Raw genomic sequence first — 16,151 nt, 5'->3', positions numbered from 1 at the left:
TCGATAACCAGCTTGTCCAAGTCGGTGCGCTGTTCCACACGTGCCGCCTCGACATTGTAGGCGATGCGAACGATGGGGCTGAACGCGGAGTCCAGCAGCAGGCGACCGATAGGACGCTCTTCATCATCGTTGTGAACACGAGCAGAAGCAGGCACATAACCACGACCGCGCTGAACTTTCAGGCGCATGCTGATCTCAGCATTTGCACCAGTCAGGTGGCAGATTACGTGCTCCGGGTTTACGATCTCGACTTCATCACCGTGAGTGATATCACCAGCGGTAACGGGGCCTGTTCCAGACTTGGTCAGGGACAGAGTTACCTCGTCCTTGCCTTCCAGCTTCACAGCGATACCTTTCAGGTTGAGCAGGATTTCAAGAATGTCTTCCTGTACACCTTCTTTGCTGCTGTACTCGTGCAGTACTCCGTCGATCTCGACTTCAGTAACCGCACAACCGGGCATAGATGACAGCAAAATACGACGCAGGGCATTGCCCAGCGTGTGGCCAAAGCCACGCTCAAGCGGCTCGAGAGTCACTTTCGCGTGAGTCGGGCTAACTTGCTCGATGTCAACTAGCCGCGGTTTAAGAAAATCTGTTACAGAACCCAGCATTGTGTCCTCTCTTTAGAAGCTAGCTTTACTTGGAGTAAAGCTCGACGATCAGCTGTTCGTTAATGTCGGCAGACAGGTCGGAACGCTCCGGCAGGCGCTTGAAGGCACCTTCCATCTTAGCAGCGTCAACCTCTACCCAAGTCGGCTTCTCGCGCTGACCAGCAACTTCCAGGGAAGCTTTGATACGCGCTTGCTTCTTAGCCTTCTCGCGAACGCAGATCACGTCCTCAGGGGATACCTGGAAAGAAGGAACATTCACAACGCGGCCGTTTACCATGATGGCTTTGTGGCTCACCAGCTGACGAGATTCAGCACGAGTGGCGCCGAAGCCCATGCGGTAGACGACGTTGTCCAGACGACCTTCCAGCAGCTGCAACAGGTTTTCACCGGTGTTACCCTTTTGACGGGCAGCGTCGCGGTAGTAGTTGCGGAACTGTTTTTCCAATACGCCGTAGATACGACGTACTTTTTGTTTCTCGCGCAGTTGCACACCGTAGTCGGACAGACGCGCTTTACGCGCACCGTGTTGACCAGGAACGGTGTCAATCTTGCACTTAGAATCAATCGCACGAACACCAGACTTCAGGAAGAGGTCGGTGCCCTCACGACGGCTAAGCTTAAGCTTAGGACCGATATATCTTGCCATCTTCTTTCTCCAACAATCCTAGACCAAGTAGCTACAGCGTTACACGCGGCGCTTCTTGGGAGGACGACAACCGTTGTGCGGGATCGGAGTCACATCAGTAATGTTAGTGATGCGGAAACCAGCCGCGTTCAGAGCGCGGATGGAAGACTCACGACCGGGACCCGGACCTTTGACCATGACTTCCAGGTTCTTCACGCCGTATTCTTTGGCGATCTCACCAGCACGCTCAGCAGCTACCTGGGCAGCAAACGGAGTGGACTTACGGGAACCACGGAAACCGGAACCACCAGAGGTAGCCCAAGACAGAGCATTGCCCTGACGGTCAGTAATGGTCACGATTGTGTTGTTGAAAGATGCATGAACGTGCGCAATACCGTCGCTCACTTGCTTTTTAACGCGCTTGCGAGCACGAGTCGGAGTTTTAGCCATTTTCTACCTTCCCGTTACTTCTTGATAGCCTTGCGCGGACCCTTACGGGTACGAGCGTTGGTCTTGGTACGTTGACCACGAACAGGCAGGCTACGACGGTGACGCAAACCACGGTAGCAACCCAGATCCATCAATCGCTTGATGTTCATGGAAATCTGACGACGCAGGTCACCTTCAACGGTGAATTTACCTACTTGTTCACGCAGACTCTCGATCTGAGCTTCGTCCAGGTCTTTAATTTTCACATTCTCAGCGATACCGGCTGCGGCACAGATGGCCTTGGAGCGGGTACGACCGACGCCATAAATAGCAGTCAACGCAATGACTGCATGTTTATGGTCAGGAATGTTAATGCCAGCGATACGGGCCACTATTCACTCCTACATATAGTAGATAACGACCACCACAAAGCCCGTGAGCGGATACGTGGCGGTCAACCAATACACAACAAAAGTTGGCTGGCTATATTAGCCAGCACAACTATTTGTTGCAAGTACTAACCGTAAAAAATTAGCCTTGGCGCTGTTTATGCTTTGGCTCGCTGCAAATCACACGCACCACACCGTGACGCTTGATGATTTTGCAGTTACGGCAGATTGCCTTAACGGAAGCACGAACTTTCATTGCTTAACTCCGTAACTACGCCGACCTTTAGCGGCCGTAGCCCTTCAGGTTGGCCTTCCTCAGGACGTCGCCATATTGATGAGACATCATATGGGTCTGAACCTGAGCCATGAAGTCCATGATAACTACCACGATAATCAGCAGCGAGGTGCCACCGAAGTAGAACTGTACGTTCCAGGCAGTCATCAGGAACTGGGGTACCAGACAGATAAAGGTAATATAGAGCGCACCTGCCAATGTCAGGCGAGTCATAACCTTATCGATGTAACGTGCTGTCTGCTCGCCCGGGCGGATCCCCGGGATAAAGGCTCCACTCTTCTTCAGGTTATCTGCTGTCTCGCGGGGGTTGAACACCAGCGCGGTATAGAAGAAGCAGAAGAAGATAATGGCTGCTGCATAGAGCATCTCGTACAAGGGCTGACCCGGCTGCAGGACCATAGAGACCTGTTGCAGGATGTCAGCGATCTTGCCCTCGCCCTGACCAAACCAGGAGGTAATGGTACCCGGGAAGAGGATGATGCTGGATGCGAAAATCGCAGGAATCACACCGGCCATATTCACTTTCAACGGCAGGTGTGTGCTTTGCGCAGCGAATACCTGGCGGCCTTGTTGACGCTTGGCATAGTTAACGACGATACGACGCTGACCACGCTCCACGAACACCACAAAGTAAGTCACAGCGAAAACAATCAAGCCCAGCAACAACAACAGCAGGATGTGCAATTCCCCTTGACGTGCCTGTTCGGCCGTAGCGCCAATGGCATGAGGCAGACCGGCGACGATACCTGTGAAGATAATCAACGAGATACCATTACCAATCCCACGCTCGGTAATCTGTTCACCCAACCACATCAAGAACATGGTACCGGTGACCAGACTCACAACGGCTGTGAAATAGAAGCCCAAACCCGGATGAGTCACGAGTCCTTGCATCATATTCGGCAGACCGGTTGCAATACCAATGGCCTGGAACGTTCCCAAAACCAGCGTGCCCCAACGGGTATATTGGCTAATCTTGCGACGGCCGGATTCACCCTCTTTCTTGAGTTCAGCAAGAGCAGGATGAACCACAGTCAGCAACTGGATAATGATCGACGCCGAAATGTACGGCATGATCCCCAGTGCAAGAATAGAAGCACGCGAGAGTGCACCACCACTGAACATGTTGAACATCTCAATGATGGTGCCCTTCTGTTGTTGGAACAACTCGGCCAGTACGGCGGCGTCAATACCAGGGATCGGCACATAAGAGCCTGCACGGAACACGATAATTGCCCCGAGAACGAAGAGCAGACGGCTCTTCAGTTCGCTCAGACCACCTTGTGCTTTAACATCCAATCCTGGTTTCTTAGCCATTGTACTGATTATTCCTCGATTTTACCGCCAGCGGCCTCGATGGCTGCACGTGCACCCTTGGTGACGGACAGACCACGAACGGTCACAGCACGGTCAATGTTGCCAGACAGAACAACTTTAGCGAACACGATGTTTTTGGTAATAACACCGGCTTGCTTCAGAGTGCTCACGTCGACCACATCACCTTCTACCAGGGCGATTTCGTTCAGGCGCACTTCGGCAGAAACCAAAGATTTGCGAGAGAAGAAACCGAACTTCGGCAGACGGATTTTCAAAGGCATCTGGCCGCCTTCGAAACCGTTGCGGACCTTGCCGCCACCGGAACGAGAGGTTTGACCTTTAACACCACGACCACCGGTCTTGCCCAGACCAGAACCGATACCACGGCCCGGACGGTGCTTGACGCGCTTGGAGCCAGCGGCCGGAGACAGAGTATTCAGACGCATGCTTAGCCCTCCACCTTAACCATGTAATAAACCTGGTTGATCATGCCGCGTACGCAGGGAGTATCTTCCAGCTCAACGGTGTGACCAATGCGACGCAGACCCAGACCACGCAGAGTCGCCTTGTGCTTTGGCAGACGGCCGATAGAGCTGCGAGTTTGAGTTACTTTTACAGTGTTAGCCATGTCGCATTACCCCAGAATTTCTTCAACGCGCAGACCACGCTTGGCCGCGATCTGTTCCGGTGATTGACCGTGAACCAGAGCGTCGACAGTTGCGCGAACAACGTTGATTGGGTTGGTGGAACCGTAGGTCTTGGCCAGCACGTTGTGGATACCAGCAACTTCCAGTACGGCACGCATGGCGCCGCCTGCAATGATACCAGTACCTTGGGAGGCCGGCTTCATGAACACGGTGGAACCAGAGTGAACGCCACGCACCGGGTGGTGCAGGGTGCCGTTGTTCAGCTCAACCTTGTTCAGGTTACGCTTAGCCTGTTCCATCGCCTTTTGAATGGCGGCCGGAACTTCACGGGCCTTACCGTAACCGTAACCTACACGGCCGTTACCATCACCCACCACGGTCAACGCGGTGAAGGACATGATACGACCACCTTTAACAGTTTTCGAAACACGGTTTACTGCAATGAGCTTTTCTTGCAGTTCGCCGGCTTGAGATTCGACTTTAGCCATCTTCGACTCCTAGCTTAGAACTGAAGACCAGCGTCACGAGCAGCGGTAGCCAGAGCGGCTACACGACCGTGATACTTGAAACCGGAACGATCGAAAGATACGTTCTGAACGCCTTTGGCAATAGCACGCTCAGCGATAGCCTTACCTACAGCGGTAGCAGCATCTGCGTTACCGGTGTATTTCAGAGCTTCACTGATGGCTTTCTCTACTGTGGAAGCAGAGGCCAGAACTTCGGAACCGTTGGCTGCAATAACCTGCGCATAGATATGACGCGGGGTACGGTGAACAACCAGACGGGTAGCTCCCAGTTCCTGCATCTTTTTCCGAGCACGAGTAGCACGACGGAGACGAGCTGCTTTCTTGTCCATAGTGTTACCTTACTTCTTCTTAGCTTCTTTAGTACGCACTTGCTCGTTGGCATAGCGTACACCCTTGCCCTTGTAGGGCTCCGGAGCGCGGTAAGCACGGATATCGGCGGCGACTTGGCCAACCAGCTGCTTGTCCACACCACGCAGAACGATCTCGGTGGCGGACGGACATTCAGCGGTGACACCAGCCGGCAGCGCATGCTCTACCGGGTGAGAGAAGCCCAGTGCCAGCGCAACAGCATTGCCCTTGATGGAGGCTTTGTAACCTACACCAACCAGCTGCAGCTTGCGCTCGAAGCCTTGGGTAACACCGACTACCATGTTGTTGACCAATGCACGGGCAGTACCGGCCTGAGCGTCAGCACCAGCGATGCCGTCGCGCGGGGCGAACTTCAGTACATTGTCTTCTTTGGTCACTTCTACACCGGCGTGGATGGAACGAACCAGGGAACCCTTGCCACCTTTGATGGACAGTTCTTGGCCGTTCAGAGTCACCTCTACGCCAGCAGGAATAGTGACGGGTGCCTTAGCAACGCGAGACATTTCCGACCTCCTATTAAGCGACGTAGCAGATGATCTCACCACCCATGCTTGCCTTGCGGGCAGCACGGTCGGTCATCACACCTTTAGACGTGGACACGATAGCAACACCGAGACCGCCCATGACTTTCGGCAGATCAGTAGTGCGCTTGTAAATACGCAGGCCGGGACGGCTCACGCGTTGGATCAGTTCTACAACCGGCTTGCCCTGGAAATATTTCAGTTCGATTTCCAGTTCCGGTTTCACGTCACCAGCTACGTTGTAGCCAGCGATGTAACCTTCTTCTTTCAGCACTTTGGCGATAGCCACTTTCAGCTTGGAAGAAGGCATGGAAACCGCAACTTTGCTCGCCGCCTGACCGTTACGGATGCGGGTCAGCATATCCGCGATCGGATCTTGCATGCTCATAGTCTAACTCCCGAGATTCTTACCAAGAGGCCTTTTTGAGGCCCGGAATTTCGCCCTTCATGGCATGCTCACGCACCTTGATGCGAGAGAGGCCAAACTTCCGCAGGAAACCGTGCGGACGACCAGTGATGTTGCAACGGTTACGCTGGCGGGACGGACTGGAATCACGGGGCAGCTGTTGCAGTTGCAAGACAGCATCCCAACGCGCTTCTTCAGAAGCGTTCATATCAACGATGATAGCTTTCAGCTCGGTACGCTTGGTCGCGAACTTGGCTGCCAGCTTCGCACGCTTTGCTTCACGTGCTTTCATGGATGTTTTAGCCATAACCCTAACCTTACTTGCGGAATGGGAAGTTAAAGGCAGCCAGCAGAGCACGGCCTTCTTCGTCGGTATTCGCGGAAGTGGTGATGGTGATATCCAGACCACGGACGCGATCGACCTTGTCATAGTCGATTTCCGGGAAGATGATTTGCTCACGCACGCCCATGGAGTAGTTACCACGGCCATCGAACGCCTTGGCGTTCAGACCACGGAAGTCACGGATACGCGGTACGGAGATGCAAATCAGCCGTTCCAGGAACTCCCACATACGCTCGCCACGCAGGGTTACTTTACAACCTATCGGGTAGCCTTCACGAATCTTGAAGCCCGCAACAGATTTGCGTGCTTTGGTGATCAGCGGCTTCTGACCGGAAATGGCAGCCATATCGGCAGCAGCATTTTCCAGCAATTTCTTGTCAGAGATCGCTTCACCAACACCCATGTTCAGGGTGATTTTCTCGATCCGAGGGACTTGCATGATAGTCTTGTAACCGAACTGCTTGGACAGTTCATTTACTACATCGGATTTGTAGTAATCATGCAGTTTCGCCATCGTTAAACTCCAATTACTTCACAAGTTCGCCGGTGGATTTGAAGAAACGGACTTTCTTGCCGTCTTCAATCCGGAAACCAACGCGGTCAGCCTTGCCAGTGGCAGAGTTGAACAGCGCGACGTTAGATACATCGATGGGGGCTTCTTTGGTGACGATGCCGCCAGCCTGACCCAGTGCGGGTACCGGCTTTTGGTGTTTCTTCACCTGGTTGATGCCTTCCACGATTACCTTACCTTTTGCAATCAGGACTTGAGTGACTTTGCCACGCTTGCCCTTGTCTTTGCCGGTAAGAACAATTACTTCGTCTTCGCGACGGATTTTAGCTGCCATCGTTCGACTCCTTACAGTACTTCGGGTGCCAGGGACACAATCTTCATGAACTTCTCGTTACGGAGTTCACGGGTCACCGGGCCAAAAATACGAGTACCGATTGGCTGTTGGTTGTTGTTAAGCAACACAGCCGCATTGTTGTCGAAACGGATGACAGAGCCGTCCGGACGACGAACGCCTTTACGGGTGCGTACGACCACCGCGTTATACACATCACCTTTCTTCACTTTACCGCGAGGAATGGCTTCCTTGATGGAAACCTTGATGATGTCGCCGATGCCGGCATAACGGCGGTGCGAACCACCCAGAACCTTAATACACATTACACTGCGAGCGCCGGAGTTGTCGGCAACACCCAGCATACTTTGCATCTGGATCATCTTAGTGCTCCGCTTTGTTTACTTCTTATCCCTGATGGGATCTGGCTGCCTTCAAAAGGCGCGAAACTATAACACAGCTATTTTTGAAAAGGTAGCCTAAAAAACAAACGGCCCCGATGGGGGGCCGTTTGGGCTAAAAAGTACCGAATTAGGCCTTTTCTACGACAGCAACCAGGGTCCAGGACTTGGTCTTGGACAGCGGGCGGCACTCGCGGATTTCCACGAGATCGCCAGCCTTGCACTCGTTGTTCTCGTCATGCACGTGCAGCTTGGTAGTGCGCTTGATGATCTTACCGTAGATCGGGTGCTTTACCTTGCGCTCGATAGCGACGGTGATGGACTTGTCCATCTTGTCGCTAATTACACGACCTTGCAGAGTACGGATCTTGTCAGTCATTACGCACCTGCCTTCTCAGTCAGTACAGTCTTGATACGTGCGACGTCACGACGCACTTGTTTCAGAGTGTGAGTCTGAGCCAGCTGGCCGGTGGAAGCTTGCATGCGCATGTTGAATTGCTCACGCAGCAGACCCAGCAGCTCCTGGTTCAGTTCTTCGACGCTCTTTTGACGCAGATCTTGGGCTTTCATCACATCACCGTCTTAATTACGAAAGTGGTCTGAACAGACAGCTTAGCTGCGGCCAGGGCAAACGCTTCACGCGCCAGAGCCTCAGGTACACCATCCATCTCGTACAGAACCTTGCCAGGCTGGATCGGGCAAACCCAGTATTCCACGTTACCCTTACCTTTACCCATACGAACTTCGAGGGGCTTTTCGGTGATGGGCTTGTCCGGGAACACACGGATCCAGATCTTGCCTTGACGCTTAACGTGACGGGTCATGGCACGACGGGCTGCTTCGATTTGACGAGCAGTCAGTTGACCACGAGATGTCGCCTTCAGGCCAAAGGTACCGAAGGATACTTCGTTACCGGCATTGGCCAGACCGCGGTTACGACCCTTGTGGGTCTTGCGGAATTTAGTACGCTTAGGTTGCAACATTTACCGAATCTCCTTACTTGGCAGCGCGGCGCTTGTTGTCACGCTTGGGCTTCGCAGGAGCTTGCTCTTGAGCAGCGGCAGCATTGACTGCAGCCAGACCGCCCAGAACTTCGCCCTTGAAGATCCAAACTTTAACGCCGATCACACCGTAAGTGGTGTGGGCTTCAGAAGTTGCGTAGTCGATGTCGGCGCGCAGGGTGTGCAGGGGCACACGACCTTCACGGTACCATTCGGTACGCGCGATTTCAGCACCGCCCAGACGACCGGAAACTTCCACTTTGATGCCCTTGGCACCCAGGCGCATGGCGTTCTGTACGGCGCGCTTCATAGCACGACGGAACATTACGCGACGCTCCAGCTGGGAAGTGATGCTGTCGGCAACCAGTTTGCCATCCAGCTCCGGCTTGCGGACTTCGGAAATGTTGATCTGAGCAGGCACGCCAGCGATTGCGGCTACAGCTTTGCGCAGTTTTTCAACGTCTTCGCCTTTCTTGCCGATCACGACACCCGGACGAGCGGTGTGAATGGTCACACGGATGCTCTTGGCCGGACGCTCGATAGTGATCTTGGACAAGGAAGCGTTTTTCAGCTCCTTGGTCAGGAACTGGCGTACTTGGAAATCGCTGTACAGGTTGTCAGCGAAGTCTTTGGTGTTCGCGAACCAGGTAGAATTCCAAGGCTTGGTAATACCCAGGCGAATGCCATTAGGATGTACTTTCTGACCCATTGCTTATCTCCCAGCCTTAGCGTCGGATACCACTACAGTGATGTGAGCGGTACGCTTGAGGATACGATCCGCGCGACCTTTGGCACGCGGGCGGATGCGCTTCATGGAGGGACCTTCGTCTACCATGATGGTGGCAACACGCAGGGTGTCGATATCGGCACCTTCGTTGTGCTCAGCGTTGGCAATGGCAGATTCCAGCACTTTCTTCACCAGAACAGCAGCCTTTTTCGGGCTGAAGGTCAGGATGTTCAGAGCCTTGTCTACGGACAGACCACGTACTTGATCGGCTACCAGACGAGCTTTCTGGGCAGAAGTACGGGCATAACGGTGTTTAGCGATAGCTTCCATCATTTATCCCTTAGCGCTTCTTAGCCTTCTTATCAGCAGCATGGCCGCGATAAGTACGAGTCGGTGCGAATTCACCCAGTTTGTGACCGATCATTTCTTCGGTAACGAAAACCGGAACGTGCTGACGACCATTATGGACAGCGATGGTCAAACCGATCATGTTCGGGATGATCATTGAACGACGGGACCAGGTCTTAACCGGCTTTTTATCCCCGCTTTCCACCGCTTTCTCTACCTTCTTCAGCAAGTGCAGGTCGATAAATGGACCCTTCTTGAGAGAACGTGGCATGGTGATTCCTCTATGTTAACAATTACTTGTTACGACGACGTACGATGTACTTGTCGGTACGCTTGTTCTTACGGGTCTTGAAGCCCTTAGCCTTCTGGCCCCATGGGGACACAGGCTGCATGCCCTTGTTACGACCCTCACCACCACCGTGCGGGTGATCAACCGGGTTCATCGCCATACCGCGAACGGTCGGACGAATACCACGCCAGCGGTTAGCACCGGCTTTACCCAGTTGACGCAGCATGTGCTCGGAGTTACCCACTTCACCGATGGTAGCGCGGCACTCGGCCAGAACTTTACGTACTTCGCCGGAACGCAGACGCAGAGTTACATAGTTACCTTCACGAGCCAGGATCTGGATGAAAGTACCAGCGGAACGAGCCAGCTGGGCACCTTTACCAGGCTTCATCTCAACGGCGTGAACGGTAGAACCGACCGGGATGTTGCGCATCGGCAGGGTGTTACCTACCTTGATGGCAGCATCAGCACCAGAGGCGATTGCATCACCAGCTTTCAGGCCTTTCGGGGCCAGGATGTAACGACGCTCACCGTCTGCATACAGCACCAGGGCGATGTTTGCGGTACGGTTAGGATCGTATTCCAGACGCTCAACTTTGGCCGGAATGCCGTCTTTGTCGCGCTTGAAGTCGATCAGACGGTAGTGTTGCTTGTGACCACCACCGATATGACGAGTGGTGATACGACCGTTGTTGTTACGGCCACCGGACTTGCTTTTGCTGTCCAGCAGAGCGGCGAAGGGCTTGCCCTTGTACAGCTCTTGGTTGACGATCTTGACGACGTGGCGGCGGCCCGGAGAAGTAGGCTTGCACTTAACGATTGCCATTTTTCAGAACTCCTCTTACTCGGCTGCGCCCATGAAGTCGATGTCCTGACCAGCTTTCAGGGTCACATAAGCCTTTTTCCAATCGGAACGACGGCCTACGCGTGCACCTGCGCGCTTGGTCTTACCCTTCATGTTCAGGGTACGGACGGTCTCAACTTCGACCTCGAACAGTTTCGCAACTGCAGCTTTGACTTCCGCCTTGGTGGCATCAACAGCAACTTTGAACACGATAGTGTTCTGCTTTTCTGCGACCATGGTGCTCTTTTCAGAGATGTGCGGAGCCTTCAGAACTTTCAGCAGACGCTCTTCACGGATCATGCCAGCATCTCCTCGATTTGCTTAACTGCGTCAGCAGTCATCAGAACCTTGTCGAAAGCGATCAGGCTGACCGGGTCGATACCGGCAACGTCACGCACGTCAACTTTGTACAGGTTACGAGCAGCCAGGAACAGGTTCTCATCGACTTCAGCAGTCACGATCAGAACGTCAGTCAGTTCCATTTCTTTCAGCTTGGCGATCAGTTCTTTGGTCTTCGGCGCTTCGATGCCGAACTTCTCAACAACGATCAGGCGCTCTTGACGTACCAGCTCGGACAGGATGCTACGGATAGCGCCGCGGTACATCTTCTTGTTTACTTTCTGGCTGTGATCTTGCGGCTTAGCAGCAAAGGTCACACCACCGGAACGCCAGATGGGCGAACGGATGGAGCCAGCACGGGCACGACCAGTACCCTTCTGACGCCACGGCTTTTTGCCGCCACCAGACACTTCAGAGCGAGTCAGCTGCGCACGAGTACCCTGACGGGCACCAGCGGCATATGCAACGACAACCTGGTGAACCAGAGCTTCGTTGAATTCGCGCCCGAAGGTAGTCTCGGAAACTTCAAGAGCGCTCTTGGCGTCTTTCATTACCAATTCCATTACTATCTCCTCAGACGTTACGCTTTGACGGCAGGTTTGACGATCACGTTGCCGTTGGTTGCACCCGGTACTGCGCCTTTGATGAGCAGCAGGTTGCGTTCAGCGTCAACACGAACCAGTTCCAGGTTCTGAGTCGTTACACGCTCAGCACCCATGTGACCAGCCATCTTCTTGCCCTTGAATACACGGCCCGGGGTCTGGTTTTGACCGATGGAGCCAGGTACACGGTGGGACAGGGAGTTACCGTGGGTCATATCCTGGGTACGGAAGTTCCAGCGCTTAACAGTACCGGCAAAACCTTTACCCTTGGATGTGCCGGTAACGTCTACCAGCTTAACGTCAGCGAGAAGATCTACTTTCAGCTCGCTACCAACAGTGAAAGTTTCACCGTTGTTCAGGCGGAATTCCCACAGACCGCGACCGGCTTCTACACCAGCTTTGGCGAAGTGGCCAGCTTCCGGCTTGGTTACGCGGCTGGCTTTCTTGGCGCCAGTGGTAACCTGAATAGCGTTGTAGCCGTCGGTTTCTACAGATTTGACCTGAGTTACACGGTTAGCTTCAACTTCGATAACAGTCACCGGGATAGAAACGCCATCTTCAGTGAAGATGCGAGTCATACCCACTTTGCGACCTACAAGACCGATTGTCATTGTTATCAACCTCTTTCCGTAATTAACCCAGGCTGATCTGGACGTCTACACCTGCTGCCAGATCCAGACGCATCAGAGCGTCTACGGTCTTGTCAGTCGGCTCAACGATGTCTACCAGACGCTTGTGAGTGCGGATCTCGTACTGATCACGCGCGTCTTTGTTGACGTGCGGGGAGATCAGAACGGTGAAACGCTCTTTGCGAGTCGGCAGCGGGATAGGACCGCGAACCTGCGCGCCAGTGCGCTTAGCAGTTTCAACGATTTCCGCAGTGGATTGATCGATCAGGCGATGATCAAAAGCCTTCAGGCGGATACGGATTCTTTGGTTCTGCATTGACAGAGCTCCAATAGATAAAAGAACATAAATCAACACCGCCCGACCGGGACTACTCCCGCCAGAGGTGTGATTTTTCACGTTTCCTCCCATATCGGGAGGACTGTATGGCTGGCAACTCGTAAACGGGAAGCTCAGCAAGCAGACATATCGTCTGGCTGCCTCATGGGCAAGCGGAGGGGATTATACGGATTTTTTCCACTCACGCAAGTGAAGGCGGACAGATTGTGCGCAATGTTGTGTGGCAGATGGATCTCCAGGCGATCAAATCATCGCCATCGGCGAGACGGTAACGACAATGTTGCAAACAGGCTGATAGACTGCGCCCTCGCCCCAGTTTGCGGAACGCATCCCATGCTCAAGAATCAGAAGAAAGCCTACCAGTACGGGCTCTGTGCCGTCGCCCTCTGGTCCACGGTGGCCAGCGCCTTCAAGATCTCCCTCGCCTACTTTGAACCGGTACAGCTGCTGCTGGTCGCGGCCTGCACCTCGACCCTGACCCTGGGGTGCATCGTGGCCTGTCAGGGCAAACTGCCGCTACTGCTCGACTACATCAAGAGTCGCCCCCTCTACTACCTCGCTCTCGGGGTCCTGAACCCCTTCCTCTATTACCTGCTGCTGTTCAAGGCATATGATCTGCTGCCCGCCCAGCAGGCACAGACTCTCAACTACACCTGGGCCATCACCCTCAGCCTGCTGGCCGTTCCCTTCCTCGGTCAAAAGCTGCGCCGCCGCGATGGCGTCGCCATCGTGCTCGGCTATTTCGGCGCCCTGGTGATCGCCACCAGGGGGGACGTGTTCGGTCTACAGTTCGACAGCCCCCTCGGCGTCACGCTGGCGCTGGTGTCGACCCTGATCTGGGCCGGTTACTGGATCCTCAACACCCGCAATCAGGGGGATCCCGTCGTCAGCCTGCTGCTCGGCTTCCTCATCAGCCTGCCCTTCATCGTCGTGGCGACCTGGTTGCTCTCGGACTTTGCCATGACCGCCTGGCAGGGATGGGCTGGCGCCATCTATGTGGGGCTGTTCGAGATGGGCTTCGGTTTCGTGCTCTGGCTGATGGCCCTGCGCCACGCCACCAACACAGCCCCCATCAGCAACCTCATCTTCATCTCGCCGTTTGCCTCTCTGGTGCTGCTCAACCTGTTGATCGGCGAAACCATTCACCCGGCAACCCCCATCGGGTTGGCTCTCATCGTCGCCGCCCTGCTTATCCAGCAACTCAAATATGGCAAGCGCTACCGCAAGGTGAGCGACCCCCACCCCTGACAGACAAAAGGGCGCATCTCTCGATACGCCCTGCTTTCAATCCATCCACTCTAGCGGCTGGTTCTTGGGTAGCCGGATCTCCACCTGCAAGCCCCCCAGTTCGGAGCGCCCCAACCTGATGGTGCCGTGATGCTGGGAGACTATCTTGGCAACGATGGCCAGCCCCAGCCCGCTGCCGCCACCGGTGCGCGCCACATTACCCTGGGTGAAGGGCTTGAGCACCCGGGAGTAGTCCTCTTCGGCAATCCCCGGGCCATTGTCGGAGAGTCGCAGCCGCACCCAGTGGCCATCATCCCTGAGCTCGGCCTGCAACCGAGTCGCACCATAGCGCAGGGAGTTGCCCGACAGATTGTTGAGGATACGGCGAATGCTGATGGGATGGCAGGCCACACGCACCGCCTCCTCCGGCAGGAGCAGCTCCACTTCCAGTCCCTGATCGGTCTGCATCAGCAACGCATCGTGAATGAGCTGGGTCAGGTCGACGGGCCGGGCATCGAGCCCCTCGTTCGGGCGAATGTAGTCGATGAACTGATCGATGATGCCGTTCGACTCATCGATGTCCGCATTGATGCTCTCCTTGAGGTACTCATCCCCCGAGGACATCATCTCGGTCGCGAGACGAATGCGGGTAAGAGGGGTGCGCAAATCGTGGGATACCCCGGCCATCATCAGGTTGCGCTCCTCGATCAGCCCCTTTATGGAGCTCGACATGTGGTTGAAGGTGCGGGTCAGGCGGCGCACCTCCCGCGAGCCCTGCTCCCCCAGGGCATCGGGAAAGTTGCCGCGCGCCACCGCCACGGCCCCCGCTTCCAGATCCTCCAGCGGTCGCACCAGCTGACGGGCAAAACGCCAGGCTGCAAACAGGGTCACCACCAGCAAGACGCTCATATAGAGGATGAGCGGTTCGATGTCGTCATCTTCAATTTCAGTCAGGGGAATGCGCACCCACATCTGGCTGGCCTGGGGAGGCTGGATCCAGATGATGTAGTGATCCTGGATTTCAACTCTGACCCTGGTATCCCCTTTCAATTCGCGGCTGATGCTCTGCTCCAGATAGGGGTAGGGCTTGGAATCATTCAGCCCGTGCTGCTCCGCCTCGCTCTGGGTATAGATGTCGCTGCCAGTGGTCACATAGACCAGCGCCTCGGCATCTTCACTGAGCGCCAGCTGGTTGTTGTCCACCGGAAAGATGAGTTTGACCTGGTTTGCCAGCAGGTGGCTGATCTGCTTGACGGTCGGCGCCAGCAGGTAGTTGTAGAAGGTAACGTAGGAGACGACTTGATAGACCACCAGCACGGCAGCCAGAAACCAGAGCATACGGGAGAACATGCTGCCCACTTTCTTCATGCGTTCTCACCGTCCGGTACGAACACATACCCCAGACCCCAGACGGTCTGCAGATAGCGAGGCTGGGCCGGGTCCTGTTCCAGCAGGCGGCGCAGGCGGGAGACCTGCACATCAATGCTGCGCTCGGTGGCCGTGTACTCGCGACCACGGGCCAGGTTCATCAGCTTGTCACGGGAGAGCGGTTCGCGAGGATGACTCACCAGCACCTTGAGCACGGCGAACTCCCCGCTGGTCAGGGCAACCGGTTCGCCATCACGGCTCAGTTCACGGGTCGCCAGATTGAGCTGGTAGGCCCCGAAACTTACCATCTTCTCCGCCGCGGAAGGGGCGCCGGGCAGCTCCACGGTATGGCGGCGCAGCACGGCGCGGATCCGGGCCAGCAGCTCACGGGGGTTGAACGGCTTGGGCAGATAATCGTCGGCCCCCATCTCCAGACCGACGATGCGATCCACTTCGTCCCCCTTGGCGGTGAGCATCAAGACAGGGATCTGGTTGCCGGCCTCGCGCAGGCGGCGGCAGATGGAGAGGCCGTCTTCCCCCGGCAGCATCAGATCAAGCACCATCAGGCTGAAGTTTTCACGCGTCAGCAGGCGATCGGCCTGCTCCCCGTTGGCGACACCTCGCACTACAAACCCCTGCTCGGTGAGGTAGCGCTCCAGCAAGGAACGCAGTTTCAGATCGTCGTCCACCACCAGGACCTTGTATTGCTGACTCATTG

At 55.1% G+C, this 16,151-nt stretch carries 30 protein-coding genes (1 of these 30 running past the window's edge); 1 reads left to right on the top strand and 29 read right to left on the bottom strand.

Annotated elements, in window-relative coordinates; all coding sequences use genetic code 11:
• The 27 genes from C2U30_RS15945 to rpsJ all read right to left on the bottom strand — a co-directional run.
• On the bottom strand, positions 1-611 hold the 5' portion of the coding sequence (locus tag C2U30_RS15945) for a DNA-directed RNA polymerase subunit alpha (protein WP_005307997.1). The gene continues 379 nt to the left of window position 1, outside the view; the window shows 611 of its 990 coding nt (coding positions 1-611); it begins with the start codon at positions 609-611; its stop codon lies off the left edge, out of view.
• Positions 612-636: 25 nt separating this feature from the next.
• Positions 637-1,257, bottom strand: coding sequence for a 30S ribosomal protein S4 (rpsD, locus tag C2U30_RS15940; protein ID WP_010672568.1), 621 nt, complete (start codon positions 1,255-1,257; stop codon positions 637-639).
• A gap of 39 nt (positions 1,258-1,296) precedes the next feature.
• On the bottom strand, positions 1,297-1,686 hold the full coding sequence (rpsK, locus tag C2U30_RS15935; RefSeq protein ID WP_005319702.1) for a 30S ribosomal protein S11: 390 nt from the start codon (positions 1,684-1,686) through the stop codon (positions 1,297-1,299).
• 14 nt (positions 1,687-1,700) lie between these two features.
• Positions 1,701-2,057, bottom strand: a complete 357-nt coding sequence (gene rpsM, locus C2U30_RS15930) for a 30S ribosomal protein S13 (RefSeq protein ID WP_005307991.1) — start codon at positions 2,055-2,057, stop codon at positions 1,701-1,703.
• A gap of 139 nt (positions 2,058-2,196) precedes the next feature.
• Positions 2,197-2,310, bottom strand: coding sequence for a 50S ribosomal protein L36 (gene rpmJ, locus C2U30_RS15925; RefSeq protein WP_005319705.1), 114 nt, complete (start codon positions 2,308-2,310; stop codon positions 2,197-2,199).
• A gap of 27 nt (positions 2,311-2,337) precedes the next feature.
• On the bottom strand, positions 2,338-3,666 hold the full coding sequence (gene secY, locus C2U30_RS15920; protein ID WP_010672567.1) for a preprotein translocase subunit SecY: 1,329 nt from the start codon (positions 3,664-3,666) through the stop codon (positions 2,338-2,340).
• 8 nt (positions 3,667-3,674) lie between these two features.
• Positions 3,675-4,112, bottom strand: a complete 438-nt coding sequence (rplO, locus tag C2U30_RS15915; protein WP_005307987.1) for a 50S ribosomal protein L15 — start codon at positions 4,110-4,112, stop codon at positions 3,675-3,677.
• 2 nt (positions 4,113-4,114) lie between these two features.
• Positions 4,115-4,294 carry a 50S ribosomal protein L30 gene (gene rpmD, locus C2U30_RS15910; RefSeq protein WP_005307985.1) on the bottom strand — a complete coding sequence of 60 codons (180 nt, stop codon included), beginning with the start codon at positions 4,292-4,294 and terminating at the stop codon, positions 4,115-4,117.
• Positions 4,295-4,300: 6 nt separating this feature from the next.
• The gene (rpsE, locus tag C2U30_RS15905; RefSeq protein WP_005340605.1) at positions 4,301-4,801 is read right to left on the bottom strand and encodes a 30S ribosomal protein S5; all 501 of its coding nucleotides are present in this window, start codon (positions 4,799-4,801) and stop codon (positions 4,301-4,303) included.
• A gap of 14 nt (positions 4,802-4,815) precedes the next feature.
• Positions 4,816-5,169: a 50S ribosomal protein L18 gene (rplR, locus tag C2U30_RS15900; RefSeq protein WP_041212181.1), complete on the bottom strand. Its 354-nt coding sequence runs from the start codon at positions 5,167-5,169 to the stop codon at positions 4,816-4,818.
• A gap of 9 nt (positions 5,170-5,178) precedes the next feature.
• Positions 5,179-5,712 carry a 50S ribosomal protein L6 gene (gene rplF / locus C2U30_RS15895; RefSeq protein ID WP_010672565.1) on the bottom strand — a complete coding sequence of 178 codons (534 nt, stop codon included), beginning with the start codon at positions 5,710-5,712 and terminating at the stop codon, positions 5,179-5,181.
• 13 nt (positions 5,713-5,725) lie between these two features.
• Positions 5,726-6,118: a 30S ribosomal protein S8 gene (rpsH, locus tag C2U30_RS15890; RefSeq protein ID WP_010672564.1), complete on the bottom strand. Its 393-nt coding sequence runs from the start codon at positions 6,116-6,118 to the stop codon at positions 5,726-5,728.
• Between the two features lie 19 nt (positions 6,119-6,137).
• Positions 6,138-6,443 carry a 30S ribosomal protein S14 gene (gene rpsN, locus C2U30_RS15885; protein ID WP_005331161.1) on the bottom strand — a complete coding sequence of 102 codons (306 nt, stop codon included), beginning with the start codon at positions 6,441-6,443 and terminating at the stop codon, positions 6,138-6,140.
• 10 nt (positions 6,444-6,453) lie between these two features.
• A complete protein-coding gene (gene rplE, locus C2U30_RS15880) occupies positions 6,454-6,993 on the bottom strand; it encodes a 50S ribosomal protein L5 (protein ID WP_005331162.1) in 540 nt (179 codons plus the stop codon).
• Between the two features lie 13 nt (positions 6,994-7,006).
• Positions 7,007-7,324, bottom strand: coding sequence for a 50S ribosomal protein L24 (rplX, locus tag C2U30_RS15875; protein ID WP_005307977.1), 318 nt, complete (start codon positions 7,322-7,324; stop codon positions 7,007-7,009).
• An 11-nt stretch (positions 7,325-7,335) separates the two neighbouring features.
• Positions 7,336-7,704 (bottom strand): 50S ribosomal protein L14, encoded by a 369-nt coding sequence (rplN, locus tag C2U30_RS15870; RefSeq protein ID WP_005307975.1) that lies wholly within the window; start codon positions 7,702-7,704, stop codon positions 7,336-7,338.
• Positions 7,705-7,852: 148 nt separating this feature from the next.
• Complete coding sequence (gene rpsQ, locus C2U30_RS15865; RefSeq protein WP_005307966.1) at positions 7,853-8,101, bottom strand: 30S ribosomal protein S17; 249 nt, start codon at positions 8,099-8,101, stop codon at positions 7,853-7,855.
• A complete protein-coding gene (gene rpmC / locus C2U30_RS15860; RefSeq protein ID WP_005307965.1) occupies positions 8,101-8,292 on the bottom strand; it encodes a 50S ribosomal protein L29 in 192 nt (63 codons plus the stop codon). Before rpmC ends, rpsQ begins: the two co-directional genes overlap by 1 nt.
• Positions 8,292-8,705 (bottom strand): 50S ribosomal protein L16, encoded by a 414-nt coding sequence (gene rplP, locus C2U30_RS15855; RefSeq protein ID WP_010672562.1) that lies wholly within the window; start codon positions 8,703-8,705, stop codon positions 8,292-8,294. Before rplP ends, rpmC begins: the two co-directional genes overlap by 1 nt.
• Positions 8,706-8,718: 13 nt before the next feature.
• Positions 8,719-9,432: a 30S ribosomal protein S3 gene (gene rpsC / locus C2U30_RS15850; protein WP_005331168.1), complete on the bottom strand. Its 714-nt coding sequence runs from the start codon at positions 9,430-9,432 to the stop codon at positions 8,719-8,721.
• A gap of 3 nt (positions 9,433-9,435) precedes the next feature.
• Complete coding sequence (gene rplV / locus C2U30_RS15845; RefSeq protein ID WP_010672561.1) at positions 9,436-9,780, bottom strand: 50S ribosomal protein L22; 345 nt, start codon at positions 9,778-9,780, stop codon at positions 9,436-9,438.
• A 10-nt stretch (positions 9,781-9,790) separates the two neighbouring features.
• Entirely contained in the window at positions 9,791-10,069 is a 279-nt protein-coding gene (rpsS, locus tag C2U30_RS15840) for a 30S ribosomal protein S19 (protein WP_005307960.1), read from the bottom strand.
• Positions 10,070-10,091: 22 nt separating this feature from the next.
• Entirely contained in the window at positions 10,092-10,913 is an 822-nt protein-coding gene (gene rplB, locus C2U30_RS15835; RefSeq protein ID WP_010672560.1) for a 50S ribosomal protein L2, read from the bottom strand.
• Positions 10,914-10,928: 15 nt separating this feature from the next.
• Positions 10,929-11,231, bottom strand: coding sequence for a 50S ribosomal protein L23 (gene rplW, locus C2U30_RS15830; RefSeq protein WP_005307955.1), 303 nt, complete (start codon positions 11,229-11,231; stop codon positions 10,929-10,931).
• Positions 11,228-11,833 (bottom strand): 50S ribosomal protein L4, encoded by a 606-nt coding sequence (gene rplD, locus C2U30_RS15825; RefSeq protein ID WP_005340616.1) that lies wholly within the window; start codon positions 11,831-11,833, stop codon positions 11,228-11,230. Before rplD ends, rplW begins: the two co-directional genes overlap by 4 nt.
• A gap of 17 nt (positions 11,834-11,850) precedes the next feature.
• Positions 11,851-12,483, bottom strand: coding sequence for a 50S ribosomal protein L3 (rplC, locus tag C2U30_RS15820; RefSeq protein WP_010672559.1), 633 nt, complete (start codon positions 12,481-12,483; stop codon positions 11,851-11,853).
• Positions 12,484-12,505: 22 nt separating this feature from the next.
• On the bottom strand, positions 12,506-12,817 hold the full coding sequence (gene rpsJ / locus C2U30_RS15815; protein ID WP_005307944.1) for a 30S ribosomal protein S10: 312 nt from the start codon (positions 12,815-12,817) through the stop codon (positions 12,506-12,508).
• Between the two features lie 354 nt (positions 12,818-13,171).
• On the opposite strand from rpsJ, the gene C2U30_RS15810 reads away from it, so the two are divergent.
• Entirely contained in the window at positions 13,172-14,086 is a 915-nt protein-coding gene (locus tag C2U30_RS15810; RefSeq protein ID WP_103244087.1) for a DMT family transporter, read from the top strand.
• A 36-nt stretch (positions 14,087-14,122) separates the two neighbouring features.
• On the opposite strand, the gene envZ is transcribed toward C2U30_RS15810, so the two are convergent.
• Both envZ and ompR read right to left on the bottom strand, forming a co-directional pair.
• A complete protein-coding gene (envZ, locus tag C2U30_RS15805; protein WP_010672557.1) occupies positions 14,123-15,433 on the bottom strand; it encodes a two-component system sensor histidine kinase EnvZ in 1,311 nt (436 codons plus the stop codon).
• Positions 15,430-16,149, bottom strand: a complete 720-nt coding sequence (gene ompR / locus C2U30_RS15800) for an osmolarity response regulator transcription factor OmpR (protein ID WP_010672556.1) — start codon at positions 16,147-16,149, stop codon at positions 15,430-15,432. The genes envZ and ompR overlap by 4 nt, the downstream gene beginning before the upstream one ends.
• Between the last annotated feature and the right edge of the window lie 2 nt (positions 16,150-16,151).

The sequence above is a fragment of the Aeromonas sp. ASNIH5 genome (genome assembly GCF_002902865.1).
In the GTDB taxonomy this organism is placed as follows: domain Bacteria; phylum Pseudomonadota; class Gammaproteobacteria; order Enterobacterales; family Aeromonadaceae; genus Aeromonas; species Aeromonas caviae.
Note: the sequence above shows the minus strand (reverse complement) of the source record. Positions and strands in the feature narration are given on the sequence as shown.